Origin of the sequence: Vibrio qingdaonensis, from assembly GCF_026191675.1 — a bacterium.
Taxonomy (GTDB): domain Bacteria; phylum Pseudomonadota; class Gammaproteobacteria; order Enterobacterales; family Vibrionaceae; genus Vibrio; species Vibrio qingdaonensis.
This window is the reverse complement of the sequence record NZ_JAKRRY010000009.1, coordinates 62,851-75,519: the sequence shown is the minus strand read 5'-3', so window position 1 is coordinate 75,519 and position 12,669 is coordinate 62,851. Positions and strand designations below refer to the sequence as shown.

Annotated in this window: 12 protein-coding genes; all 12 read right to left on the bottom strand. The window is 45.3% G+C overall.

Annotated elements, in window-relative coordinates:
* Positions 1-55: 55 nt before the first annotated feature.
* The 12 genes from MD535_RS09020 to MD535_RS08965 all read right to left on the bottom strand — a co-directional run bounded on the left by MD535_RS09020 (position 56) and on the right by MD535_RS08965 (position 12,636).
* Positions 56-901: an endonuclease/exonuclease/phosphatase family protein gene (locus MD535_RS09020; protein ID WP_265674532.1), complete on the bottom strand. Its 846-nt coding sequence runs from the start codon at positions 899-901 to the stop codon at positions 56-58.
* A 67-nt stretch (positions 902-968) separates the two neighbouring features.
* A complete protein-coding gene (gene glnB, locus MD535_RS09015; protein ID WP_250618351.1) occupies positions 969-1,307 on the bottom strand; it encodes a nitrogen regulatory protein P-II in 339 nt (112 codons plus the stop codon).
* A 117-nt stretch (positions 1,308-1,424) separates the two neighbouring features.
* The gene (locus tag MD535_RS09010) at positions 1,425-1,736 is read right to left on the bottom strand and encodes a c-type cytochrome (RefSeq protein ID WP_265674531.1); all 312 of its coding nucleotides are present in this window, start codon (positions 1,734-1,736) and stop codon (positions 1,425-1,427) included.
* Between the two features lie 106 nt (positions 1,737-1,842).
* A complete protein-coding gene (gene tilS, locus MD535_RS09005; protein WP_265674530.1) occupies positions 1,843-3,159 on the bottom strand; it encodes a tRNA lysidine(34) synthetase TilS in 1,317 nt (438 codons plus the stop codon).
* A gap of 62 nt (positions 3,160-3,221) precedes the next feature.
* Positions 3,222-4,181 (bottom strand): acetyl-CoA carboxylase carboxyl transferase subunit alpha, encoded by a 960-nt coding sequence (accA, locus tag MD535_RS09000; RefSeq protein ID WP_265674529.1) that lies wholly within the window; start codon positions 4,179-4,181, stop codon positions 3,222-3,224.
* A 46-nt stretch (positions 4,182-4,227) separates the two neighbouring features.
* The gene (dnaE, locus tag MD535_RS08995) at positions 4,228-7,707 is read right to left on the bottom strand and encodes a DNA polymerase III subunit alpha (protein WP_265674528.1); all 3,480 of its coding nucleotides are present in this window, start codon (positions 7,705-7,707) and stop codon (positions 4,228-4,230) included.
* 46 nt (positions 7,708-7,753) lie between these two features.
* Positions 7,754-8,374: a ribonuclease HII gene (rnhB, locus tag MD535_RS08990; RefSeq protein ID WP_265674527.1), complete on the bottom strand. Its 621-nt coding sequence runs from the start codon at positions 8,372-8,374 to the stop codon at positions 7,754-7,756.
* Between the two features lie 5 nt (positions 8,375-8,379).
* On the bottom strand, positions 8,380-9,519 hold the full coding sequence (gene lpxB / locus MD535_RS08985) for a lipid-A-disaccharide synthase (protein WP_265674526.1): 1,140 nt from the start codon (positions 9,517-9,519) through the stop codon (positions 8,380-8,382).
* Positions 9,520-9,652: 133 nt separating this feature from the next.
* A complete protein-coding gene (gene lpxA, locus MD535_RS08980; RefSeq protein ID WP_265674525.1) occupies positions 9,653-10,441 on the bottom strand; it encodes an acyl-ACP--UDP-N-acetylglucosamine O-acyltransferase in 789 nt (262 codons plus the stop codon).
* Between the two features lies 1 nt (position 10,442).
* Positions 10,443-10,874, bottom strand: a complete 432-nt coding sequence (gene fabZ, locus MD535_RS08975; protein ID WP_390902915.1) for a 3-hydroxyacyl-ACP dehydratase FabZ — start codon at positions 10,872-10,874, stop codon at positions 10,443-10,445.
* A gap of 174 nt (positions 10,875-11,048) precedes the next feature.
* Positions 11,049-12,077, bottom strand: coding sequence for a UDP-3-O-(3-hydroxymyristoyl)glucosamine N-acyltransferase (gene lpxD, locus MD535_RS08970; protein WP_265674607.1), 1,029 nt, complete (start codon positions 12,075-12,077; stop codon positions 11,049-11,051).
* 58 nt (positions 12,078-12,135) lie between these two features.
* Positions 12,136-12,636, bottom strand: a complete 501-nt coding sequence (locus tag MD535_RS08965; RefSeq protein WP_265674605.1) for an OmpH family outer membrane protein — start codon at positions 12,634-12,636, stop codon at positions 12,136-12,138.
* Positions 12,637-12,669 lie beyond the last annotated feature (33 nt).

Here is a 12,669-nt window from a genome sequence, read left to right as displayed (position 1 = left end):
GAAAAATCAAAAACGGCCTATCTAGGCCGTTTTTTTATGGGCTACTCACAACTCATCAATCAAGACGAAACTCGGCCATCATGGGGTTATGATCCGATGCCGTGGATGGCGGTGAGGATGAAGACAATAGCGTCATTCCGCGATAAAAAATATGGTCTAGCGGCAAACCAGTAATAAAGCGCTTTCGGTTATCATCTTTAAAGGTCACTTCTTTAATGTGGTACTTTTTGAGCACACCGCGCAAAACCTCAAGACGTTCCTCGCTCCAGCTATTAAAGTCCCCAGCAATCAACAGCGCACCTTTATGGCTAATTAGCACCTGTTTAAACGACTCTAACTGCGCCTGATATTCCTCAGTCCCGACCGTAAAGTTAACAGAGTGAAGATTTACGGTAATGAGTTTTGTCCCATTACTTAATACGTACTCTGCATATAAGCCCGATTTAGGTAAGCGCAACCATGGTTCAACTTGCAAATTAGCACACGCAATTGACGGCATGTGAGTACTAAGATTAAGCACGCCTGCAGACACATCAAAGGCCTTAAAAGCGCTGGCTTGCTGGCCACTCCAACTGGATTCCTTTAGCCATTGCAAAAAAGACGCGTCGAGGTTTGCCTCTTGCAACAACGCAAGCTGCTTACCCTTAGACAAACGTTCCAGCTCAGACAATAAGTTTTCACGGTTCTGCTTATAGATGTTCCAAACCAATATATTCAACCTACCGGCATCATCGATAGCTTGCGCACTATCGCTTTGATAACATTTAAGCTCTGTGGCGACGTTACCGCTATGAATGGACGTCACTTCAGGGGTAGCTCGCGTAGTAAAAATCAGCTGGAAACCGCCGAACATCATTAGGGTGACAACAAAGACTCCCCATATCAGCCACTTCACTTTCATTTGTTACGACCTCCCAATAAAAAAAGGAGTAGATAACTACTCCTTTTTACAGTGTATCCGAATTGGATTAAATTGCGTCTTCATCTTCCTCGCCAGTACGAATACGTACTACACGATCGATATCGGTAATAAAGATTTTACCATCACCAATTTTGCCCGTCTGAGCGGTTTCAATAATAGTATCAACACACTGGTCCGCAACATCGCTAGAGACAACAATCTCCAGTTTCACTTTAGGAAGGAAGTCCACCATATACTCTGCACCGCGGTAAAGCTCGGTGTGTCCTTTCTGACGCCCAAACCCTTTAACTTCAGATACCGTCATACCTGTGATACCCACTTCTGCTAGCGCTTCACGTACGTCATCTAGCTTAAAAGGTTTGATAATCGCTTCAATCTTTTTCATGTTCTTCCCTTACATCACTTTTATGTCGATATTATCTGGTAGCCAGTAAAAACAATCAATCAAAACAAAAAGCCCGAAGGACAACTTCGGGCTCTAGATTAGAATTTTTTGTAATAATTACTTCAAGCTTGCATAGTAAGCGGCAACATTAGCGATGTCTTCATCGCTAAGCATAGAAGCCTGAGCTTGCATCACTGCCGCTAAGCCACCATTACGATCTTTGTTTTTGTATGCCTTAATGGATGACACTAAATATTGTTCGTTCTGACCTTTAAGGTGTGGATAACCCGGTATCACAGCCATGCCATCGGCTCCGTGACAAGCGGCGCAAATCGCTGCTTTTGCCTTACCTGCTTGTACGTCAGCCGCTACTGCGGTTCCACTCAAAACACTGACAGCGAGTGCTGCACCTATCACGAATTTATTCATTGCATTACCTTTTTGCTATTTCCATATATACCAGATAACAAGTTATCGGAGACGCCTTCCCGTATCTGGCGATTTATTATGCTTACGATTGTGACATGAAATTGGTTCACTTGTCCCAAATTAGTTCACAATCTGAACCATAAAAAGCTTTATCGACAAATAAGTTAGCCACCGCTACCACTTTCTCATTGGCCATTAAGATAGGCAAACGGCGACGCTGCCAACTTGGTATTCTGTACTCTTGATATAATTTTTTCATTTTCCGCGAACCGCGGCGCCCCTGAGGATGAGCACTGAGACCTTCCGGATTAAACGTGACCGTGACGGGCGCCGTTAGCGCTGAGCGATTTAATGTCATCGTTGCCGGTTGAGTAGCACTGATAACACGCAGCATTCCCAAATCATCGGGTAAAGGTAACTTGCTCGATAAGTCCCAACATTGCGAACTCCCCGACACATCTTGACTATGAGTAACCCAATATAATTGCCCATCAAAGCGCCTTATAGAGCCTGAGGTTAACTTCAACTCTGGATTCGCATCATCTTGGGCGCAGGCCACTTCTTGCCAAAGTACCTGTAACTGCCGCTCACTAGGAAGCGCGACTGACAACAACTCCAGCCATAGCCTCAACAGATAATCACGCTTCACAGCGGACAAGGGCGTCAATGCTGATATGGATAGTCCACCCAACGCGCCAAGCATCGCGTCCAGCTCTGGGCGCAGCATTTCATGAAGTAACGTTTCTTGCTGTGCACATAAACGAGCACTTCGATGTACAGCATGAGCAAAACTCGGCCAACGATGATTAAGAATAGGCAGCACTTGATGACGAAGAAAGTTACGATCGAAACGCGTATCCTCATTGCTCTCATCCACGACCCATTCAAGCTTTTCTTGCTGAGCAAAAGAGGCAATAGCCGATTGAGAAGTTGTCAAAAGAGGGCGAACAAGACGCCCTTTTCCCCAAGCCATATCCTCTGCCATTGAGGATAACCCCTTCGGTCCGCTCCCACGTTTTAGCGCCAGTAAAAACGTCTCGGCTTGATCATCTAAATGCTGCCCTGTTAATAAAACATCATCCGCTTCAACATATTGTCCTAACGCGTGATATCGAGCGTCGCGCGCAGCCTTTTCCACACTTTCTCTATCACTAAGACTAAGCTGCACTCTCTCTGCCGCAAACGTAATTCCCTCTTCAGAAGCCCAACGCTGACAGTCCGCTAGCCATCGCTCAGCGTTATCACTCAGCCCATGGTGAATGTGAACCGCAAGACATTGTCGGGTCGGGTGTTGCTTGGCATAAATAGCAAGCAATCGCAATAATACGCGCGAGTCCATACCACCACTCAACGCGAGAATAATCTTAGAGCTATCGATTAATGACGCAGATAAAGCGTTTGAAAATTGCTGATAAAGTGCCATTGCTGATCCTAAAAACAAATAAAGCGAGCCTATGCTCGCTTTATTATACTAATGAGATGGACTTAACAGTAGCCGTAGCTCATTAAACGCTTATAACGACGGTCAAGCAACGAGTCATGATCCAGCTGCTCCAAATCTTCAAGTTGACGTAATAGCGTTGCCTTGAGGTTCTCTGCCATCTTAATTGGATCACGATGTGCGCCACCCAGTGGCTCTTCGATGATATCATCAATAAGCTCAAGCTCTTTTAGTCGAGGGGCAACTAAACCCATCGCTTCAGCCGCTTGTGGGGCTTTGTCTGAATCACGCCATAAAATAGACGCACAACCTTCTGGTGAGATTACCGAGTACGTTGAGTACTGAAGCATATTCACGTAATCACCCACACCAATGGCTAATGCGCCGCCAGAACCACCTTCACCAACAACCGTACAAATGACTGGCACTGTCAGACCAGACATCACTTTCAGGTTTTTTGCGATCGCTTCAGATTGGCCACGCTCTTCCGCGCCAACACCAGGGTAAGCGCCAGCGGTATCAATAAACGTAATGATCGGCATTTGGAAGCGCTCAGCCATTTCCATTAAGCGCAATGCTTTACGGTAACCTTCTGGCTTTGGCATACCAAAGTTACGCTTCACTTTTTCTTTCGTTTCACGACCCTTTTGATGACCAATAATCATCACTGGACGACCGTCTAGTCGCGCCATACCACCAACGATAGCTTTATCGTCAGCAAAAGCACGGTCACCCGCTAGCTCGTCAAACTCTGTAAACGCGTGTTCGATGTAATCCAGCGTGTAAGGGCGCTGAGGGTGGCGAGCCAATTGTGCAACTTGCCATGCACCTAAATCACTAAAGATCTTCTTTTTAAGCTCTAGGCTTTTCTTTTCTAGTTGTTCAATTTCTTTGTCTAAATCAATCGCGCTATCACCACCATGGCGAGATACATCGCGCAAGGCTTCGATTTTAGCTTCTAGTTCTGCAATTGGCTTTTCAAATTCAAGAAAGTTCAAGCTCATCAATGAATCCTTTTCGATTCAGTCCTCGGATAGTGTGAGGACCCAATTAGTTAAATTCGAGTTCTACCTGGTCTTGACCAAGTAACTGCTGTAATTCTTCTAACAACGTGTCGTTTGGCGTGACACGCCATTCTGTTCCCAGTGTTAGTTTTGCTCGCGCATCTTCACGCTGGTAATAAATATTAACCGGTACTGTTCCAGCTTTATGTGGCGCTAGAATATCAGTAAAGCGTTGGTAAAAACGCTCATCAATTTGTTTTTCTAGCAACGAAATTGATAATCCACGAGTAAATTTCTCGCGTGCGCTTCCCAAGTCTAAAACTTCGCGGGCGGACATTTTAAGCCCACCATTGAAGTCATCAAAGCTGACCTGTCCAGAAACGACCACTATTTTGTCTTTTTCGAGCAATTCAGCATATTTATCTAGCGCATCTGAGAACAACATCACTTCCATACGTCCAGAACGGTCGTCCAATGTCATCAAACCAATACGATTACCACGCTTTGTTGTCATCACTCTCGCAGCAATCACTAAGCCGGAAAGTGTTAACGACTGATCTCGTCGTGTTGGCGTCGCTTCATTTAGTCGACAACTGGTGTATTTATTCAGTTCCCTTAAATACGCATTAATGGGATGGCCGGTCAAATAAAGACCGAGTGTTTCTCGTTCTCCCTCTAACCACACTTTTTCAGGCCATGCTGGTACCTGAACGTATTTATGCTCAACGTCTTCTGGTGCTTCGGTCAATACCCCAAACATATCCGACTGGCCGAATGCTTCAGCCTGATGATGTTGGCTGGCGGCCTTCACTGCATCGTTAAGTGATGCCATTAACGCCGCACGATGCGGGCCTAATCGGTCTAGTGCGCCCGCCATAATCAGTTTTTCTATAACACGCTTGTTGACTTTTTTAAGGTCAAGCCGTGCACAAAAGTCGAATAAGTCTCGGAAATGTCCACCTTTATTTCGTGCATCAATAATGGCTTCAATTGGACCTTCACCCACCCCTTTGATAGCGCCGATACCATAGACGATAGCACCATCATCATCGACATTAAAGCGATACAGCCCTGAGTTGATATCTGGTGGCAACAACTTAAGTTTCATGCGTAGACACTCGTCCACCAGTCCAATCACTTTTTCTGTGTTGTCCATATCCGCCGTCATTACCGCAGCCATGAACTCGGCAGGATAATGGGTTTTAAGCCATAGCGTCTGATAAGACACCAGCGCATAAGCGGCGGAATGAGATTTGTTAAAGCCATAGCCTGCAAACTTCTCAACCAGATCGAAGATCTTCATCGAGAGCTCACCATCCACGCCATTCGCCACCGCACCTTCTTCAAAGATAGTACGTTGCTTTGCCATCTCTTCTGGCTTTTTCTTACCCATCGCACGACGAAGCATATCGGCGCCGCCTAGCGTATAACCGGCTAAAATTTGGGCAATTTGCATCACTTGTTCTTGATACAAGATAATGCCGTACGTCGGCTCTAACGTCTCTTTTAGTGACTCATGTTGCCATTTTTCATCTGGGTATGAGACGGCTTCGCGACCATGTTTACGGTCGATAAAGTTATCTACCATGCCTGATTGCAATGGACCTGGACGGAAAAGCGCCACCAAAGCGATAATATCTTCGAAACAGTCTGGTTGAAGACGTTTGATCAAGTCTTTCATACCACGTGATTCCAATTGGAACACGGCCGTTGTTTCAGAGTTTTGCAGTAGTCTAAACGATGCGGGGTCTTCTAAAGGGATCGACTCAATACGAACCGGGTCTTTGCCTTCTTTTTCCAAACGCGGATTAATCAACCCCAGCGCCCAGTCAATGATGGTCAATGTTCTTAAACCTAAGAAATCGAACTTAACCAAGCCTGCGGTTTCAACGTCATTCTTATCAAACTGAGTGACGGGGAAGTTACCTTCTGCATCCGCATAAATTGGGGCAAAATCCGTGATCGTGGTAGGCGAAATAACAACCCCACCCGCGTGCTTACCCGCATTACGCGTACAACCTTCCAGAATTCGACACATATCAATCAAATCGCGGACTTCTTCATCGCCATCATATAACTGAGGCAATGCAGGTTCAGCCTTGAAGGCTTTTTCCAGCGTCATCCCCGGATCTGGTGGGATCAATTTTGAAATCCGATCCACAAAGCCAAAGGGGTGTCCTAAGACACGACCAACATCTCGAATAACCGCTTTAGCGGCCATGGTACCGAAAGTGATGATTTGAGATACCGCATCACGCCCATACATTTCAGCTACATGGTCGATAACCTGATCACGCTTGTCCATGCAGAAATCGATATCGAAATCGGGCATGGAGACACGTTCTGGATTCAAAAAACGTTCGAACAGTAAGTCATATTCCAACGGATCTAAGTCAGTGATCTTTAGCGCATAGGCAACAAGTGAACCCGCACCAGAGCCTCGTCCTGGCCCAACAGGGATATCATTGTCCTTGGACCACTGAATAAACTCCATTACGATCAAGAAATAACCAGGAAAGCCCATTTCATTGACTACATCGAGCTCTATTTGCAAGCGTTCATCATATTCTGGACGACGCTTAGTCCGCTCTTCTTCATCTGGAAATAAAAACTCAAGTCGCTCTTCTAAGCCTTCTTGTGATTTTTTCACTAAGAAGTCCGTTTCCAGCATCCCTTCCGTCGGGAACGCAGGCAGGAAATACTCATCTAAGCGAACCGTTACGTTACAGCGCTTCGCGATTTCAACTGAGTTCTGCAGCGCTTCAGGGATATCAGCAAATAACTCACACATTTCTTCTTCAGAACGAAGGTACTGCTGTGCGCTATAACGCTTTGGTCGTTTAGGATCATCAATCGTGTAACCATCATGAATCGCGACGCGAATTTCATGGGCATCAAACAGTTCAGGTTCGACAAAAACGACTTCATTCGTGGCAACAACAGGTAAACCTCGCGCTTCGGCAATTTCAATTGCAAAGTGCAAGTAGCTCTCTTCGTCAGGACGACCCGTACGCAGTAACTCGAGGTAAAATCGGTCGGTAAAATGGGTTTCGTAAAACTCCAGACATTGATTCGCTAACGCACGGTTACCTTTTAACAATGCCCTACCGACTTCGCCATTCTTGCCTCCAGAAAGTACGATTAAACCTTCTGATAGCTCAGGGAGCCATGCTTTATCAATCACTGGCTGGTGCTGGACATGGCCGCGAAGATAAGCTTTGGAAATGAGCAATGTCAGGTTGTTGTAGCCGGTGTTATTGATAGCAAGAACCGTAATACTCGTCAGTTCATCGCCAAACTCATCGGACTGCATTGCAAAATCAGCACCAATGATGGGCTTAATTCCGCAACCATGTGCATTGCTGTAAAACTTCACTAAGCCACACAAGTTAGTAAAGTCGGTAAGCGCCATAGCTGGCATATTCATCTCAGCAACTTTCTTGACGAGTGGCGGCACTTTCGATAGGCCATCCACCATAGAAAAGTCACTATGTACACGCAGGTGTATAAACTTGGGATCTGACATACTAAATCCTAATTGTCACGATAGTGTGATTCATGGTCATCATTACTTATTCGATACCCAACGCGCGTTTAACCGGCTTAAAACTTTTGCGGTGCTCGTCAATAACACCATGTTGCTCAATCGCATCAAAATGTGCTTTTGTCGGATAACCTTTGTGTTTAGCAAAACCAAATTGAGGGTGACGTTTATCCAACTCGTCCATTTCCGCATCCCGTACCACTTTAGCAATAATGGATGCCGCGCTAATTTCCGAGACGCGCAAGTCCCCTTTTACCACGGCTTGTGAGTCCATCGTTAAACTCGGAGTGCGATTGCCGTCAATCAACACAAGATCAGGACTGACTTGAAGCCCAGCAACCGCTCGTTGCATCGCGACCATCGTTGCTTGAAGAATATTCAATTCATCAATCTCTTCTGGCGAGCAACGCCCTACTGCCCATGCTAACGCTTTTTCTTTAATTTCTGGGTAGAGCGCTAACCGTTTTTTTTCCGACAGTTTTTTGGAGTCAGCCAGACCCGATATCGGGTTATTTGGATCTAAAATGACCGCGGCAGTCACGACGTCCCCAACTAGTGGTCCACGCCCAACCTCATCCACCCCTGCAATCATGCTATAACCATGCGGATATTCAAAAGGCGGATACTCTACAGGCGTTTTCTTGGTCATGTTCTTCACTTATTAATTAGTTTTAATACGGCTTGAGCGGCTTGCTCATCCGCGTTTTTCCGGATCCAATGATGCATTTCGGTGAACTTGTCTAGCACCGCGGTGTTATCTTGGTTTAATAATACGGTTAACGCATTATACAGATTTTCGACCGTACACGCGTCCATCAAGCATTCTTCTACGATCCCATCATCGGCTAAAATATTCGGCAAGGACACGTACTTGGTTTTCACTAAGCGCTTGGCTAAAAATGTTGTGATCGCATTCATTTTGTAACCAACAACCATCGGCCTTTTTATTAACATACACTCTAGTGCTACCGTTCCCGATGCGAGCAACACGACATCAGCAGCGGTGATGACGTTTCTCGCGGTATCTTGAACAATGTGAAAATCTAACTCTGGAGCGAAGGTTTTCCAAGCTTCGACAAACTGCTGTCGGCGCTTGTCATTGACCGCTGCAACCACGAAGCCTAAATTAGGATCATCAGCGTGCAGTCTTTGACAAGTTTCGATAAACGGCTGAGACAACATCTTAAGTTCATTATTTCGGCTTCCTGGTAACACTGCGAGCCAGGTTTTATCTTGCTCAAGACCTAACAGTGCGCGCGCGGAATGCTGATCTGACTGCAAAGGAATGGCATCCGCTAACGTATGACCAACGAATTCGCAAGGCACATTGTGCTGATCATAGAATGCCTTTTCAAATGGTAAAAACGCCAATACAAGATTGGTGGCTTCGCCAATTTTAATAATGCGTTTTTGTCGCCAGGCCCAAACCGAAGGGCTGACATAATGTACCGTCGGTGTGCCCGCTCTTTTAAGGTCAAGCTCTAACCTTAAGTTGAAATCGGGAGCATCAATACCAACAAAGACATCAACGGGATTTTCAGAGAAGTAACGAACAAGCTCCGCCTTAACATGCAATAAACGTCTTAAGCGGCCCAATACCTCAACCAGGCCCATGACCGCAAGTTCTTCCATGTCAAATAGAGACTCACAACCTTGCGCAATCATTTTTGGCCCACCAATGCCGACAAATTCTGCATCAGGGTAGCGTTGTTTGATTGATGTAATGAAACCTTCACCTAACGTGTCACCGGATAACTCACCGGCTACAATGCCAATTCGAAGTGGTCTTGCCATACTTTTTCCCTTTGTTGACGTCATTCGTACCCAAGTACGGTTCTGTTGAACCTAAAAGACAAAAAGACCGCTAAGTATCACACCTGCGATCTTTTGTTCTCGTCATTGACAGACGATACATGTGTGTCCGGGTTTAGCGGATAATGCCACGCTCTGAGTTTTCGAAACTGTCGATCAGACGACGAACAGCTGGAAACTCTATCGCCATTTCTTCTAAAACGGGCTTCACTTCCGCTAACGTTTTGCCAGAACGGTACATTTCTTTATACGCTTTTTGTAGTGCTCTTAGTTCCGGTTTTTCAAAACCATTGCGCTTCAAGCCAACTAAATTAAGACCGAATGGCGTGGCATGATTACCTTGCGCGAGTACATACGCTGGGACATCTTGAACAACTGCTGAACACCCGCCAACGTAAGCATAAGCGCCAACAGTACAAAATGGATGAATCGCAGACAGCGCCATCACACCAGCATAATCACCGACTGTCACATGCCCACCCAAAATAGCATTGTTACCAATGTGAGTATGGTTTCCAACAATCACGTCATGGGCTATGTGCGCGTTCACACACAGTAAGTTATCATCACCCACAACCGTTTGTGTTTTATCTTGAGTGGTACCACGATGAATCTGAGCACTTTCACGAATGACGTTACGATCGCCAATAATCACTTTCGTGTCTTCACCACCGTATTTCTTATCTTGGTTTTCTTCACCAATGATAGCTTGTGGGAAGATACGGTTATCACAACCAATCGTAGTATTACCTTTAATGACAACATGCGACATGATTTCGTTATTTTCACCAATCGACACGTCGCCTGAGATGTAAGTAAATGGGCCAACGCTGCTGTTCGCACCAATAGACACATTGCCTTCAATCACTGCACTTGGGTGAATTTTCGCGGTTTCATGAATCATACTAGAACTCTCGACGGGCACATTTCAATTCAGCGGAACAAACAACTTCGCCATCAACTTTCGCAACGCCATTAAAGGCTGCAATGCCACGGCGTTCTTTTAGGAATTCGACTTCAATAACCAATTGGTCACCAGGTGTCACTGGCTTACGGAACTTCGCTTTATCAACACTAGCAAAGTAGTAAAGCTCATTACCCTGAGGGGCGCCAAAAGATTTAAATGCCAATAACCCAGTAGCTTGAGCCATTGCTTCAAGGATCAAGACACCTGGAAACACGGGCATCTGAGGAAAATGACCCGTGAATTGAGGCTCATTAACTGATACGTTTTTGATCGCCTTTAAGTATTTTGCTTCTTCGTAGTCGGTAACACGGTCAACCAACAGAAAAGGATAACGGTGAGGTAATAGTTCCTGAATTTCAGTGATGGTCATTATTTTAGTATCAGTACTCAAAGCTATATTCCTATTTCAATTCTTATATCTTACTACAGGCATTATATACCCAAATCCACTTGAGTGGCAGTTAGGGCTGTTAAGATGTAGATAAGCAAACAAACAATAAAAAGACCCGCCTATTGCGAGTCTTTTTTAAAGAAGATAAAAGTCTTAGTCTTCTTTATCAATTAACTGTTTTTCAGCGGCTTTAAGTCGCTTGTTCATATCATCGATACGATGTACACGAGCGGCTGTTTTACGCCACTCTTTGTTGGTTTGCAATGGGATACCAGAAGAATAAATCCCCTTGTCTGTAATGCTTCGCATCACCATCCCCATACCGGTAACAATGACACCATCGGCAATTTCAATATGACCGTTAATGACACTACCACCACCAATCTGACAGTACTTGCCTATTGACGTGCTGCCAGCAATGATTGTACCACCAGCAAGCGCAGTACCATATCCGATGTGCACGTTGTGAGCAATCTGTAACTGATTGTCGATAATAACATTATCTTCAATCACTGTATCATCAAGCGCACCACGGTCTATCGTCGTACAAGCCCCAATCTCAACACGATTACCAATACGAACCGTGCCGACTTGGGGAATTTTCACCCACTCGCCTTTCTCGTTTGCATAACCAAAACCGTCGGAGCCAATCACCGTGTTTGCTTGGACTAAACAGTGCTCACCTAACTCAACACGATGATAAATGCTGACATTTGACCATAATTGAGTATGAGCACCTAACTTGGCACCCTTACCTATAAAGCAACCCGCGCCAACGCTAACGTTGTCCGCCAGCTCTGCCCCGGCTTCAATCACAGCATTAGCGCCAACAGAAACATTTGCTCCCAATTTAGCCTCAGAAGAAATAACCGCAGTCGCGGCAATACCTTCAGCTGCTTTTGGCGTTGAATCCAAGGCTTGGGCCACTTTTGCGTAAGCCACATAAGGATCGGCAACCACTAGAGCGTTGGTATGACAATGCTCTAGTTCAGCGGCTTTAACCATGACGGCAGAAGCGTGACTCTCCGCTAAATGCTTCGCATATTTTGCATTTGTCAGGAAAGTAATCTCACCTTTACCAGCACTATCCATTGGCGCAACCGCATGGATACGAGTGTCCCCGTCGCCATGTAATTGGCCGTTGGTGATTTCAGCAAGTTTCGCTAAAGTCATTTCTGTCATCATTGTCCTACCGCTTTCTCAATCTATTGCTTTCTGTTCAATTACTTAATCGAATCAACTATTTAAGTGAATCAATAACGTTTTGAGAGATATTGAACTCTTCTTTCGCGTAACCGACCGCTTGAATGTCAATGATCATGTCGTAGCCTTGCTTCTGTGCGACTTTCTCTACTGCCTCTTGGATCACTTTAAATAGCTTTTGCTTTTCTTCTGCTTCACGACGTTGGCTTGCTTTTTCTAGAGCCTGACCTTTGATTTTGTACTTACTATCAAGTTGACCGATCTCGATACGAAGTTTTTCTACTTCTTCTGTACCTAATAGCTCGCCATCACGTTGTAGCTTTTCCATTTTCTTAGCCGCATCCGCTTGAATAGCTTGCAATTCCGCCGCTTTATCTTTGAATTCACTTTGAAGCTTTTGAAGAACAGCCTCACGTTGTGGTAACGCTTGGAACACCTGAAGCGTATTCACATAACCAATTTTTTGTGCCGCTTCCGCTGCATTAGCAAAAAGTGAAGACGTTAGGATTACCAGGCCAAGACCAGCCGCTTTCATCATGTTTTTCAAGGTCAATTCCTCTATTTATATGCA

Excerpts from the sequence above, each read along its gene's own strand:
- tilS (WP_265674530.1), bottom strand. The coding sequence starts at position 3,159 with ATGGCACTTTATCAGCAATTTTCAAACGCTTTATCTGCGTCATTAATC.
- MD535_RS08965 (WP_265674605.1), bottom strand. The coding sequence starts at position 12,636 with ATGATGAAAGCGGCTGGTCTTGGCCTGGTAATCCTAACGTCTTCACTT.
- lpxA (WP_265674525.1), bottom strand. The coding sequence starts at position 10,441 with ATGATTCATGAAACCGCGAAAATTCACCCAAGTGCAGTGATTGAAGGC.
- fabZ (WP_390902915.1), bottom strand. The coding sequence starts at position 10,874 with ATGACCATCACTGAAATTCAGGAACTATTACCTCACCGTTATCCTTTT.
- dnaE (WP_265674528.1), bottom strand. The coding sequence starts at position 7,707 with ATGTCAGATCCCAAGTTTATACACCTGCGTGTACATAGTGACTTTTCT.
- rnhB (WP_265674527.1), bottom strand. The coding sequence starts at position 8,374 with ATGACCAAGAAAACGCCTGTAGAGTATCCGCCTTTTGAATATCCGCAT.
- MD535_RS09020 (WP_265674532.1), bottom strand. The coding sequence starts at position 901 with ATGAAAGTGAAGTGGCTGATATGGGGAGTCTTTGTTGTCACCCTAATG.
- accA (WP_265674529.1), bottom strand. The coding sequence starts at position 4,181 with ATGAGCTTGAACTTTCTTGAATTTGAAAAGCCAATTGCAGAACTAGAA.
- MD535_RS09010 (WP_265674531.1), bottom strand. The coding sequence starts at position 1,736 with ATGAATAAATTCGTGATAGGTGCAGCACTCGCTGTCAGTGTTTTGAGT.
- lpxB (WP_265674526.1), bottom strand. The coding sequence starts at position 9,519 with ATGGCAAGACCACTTCGAATTGGCATTGTAGCCGGTGAGTTATCCGGT.
- glnB (WP_250618351.1), bottom strand. The coding sequence starts at position 1,307 with ATGAAAAAGATTGAAGCGATTATCAAACCTTTTAAGCTAGATGACGTA.
- lpxD (WP_265674607.1), bottom strand. The coding sequence starts at position 12,077 with ATGACAGAAATGACTTTAGCGAAACTTGCTGAAATCACCAACGGCCAA.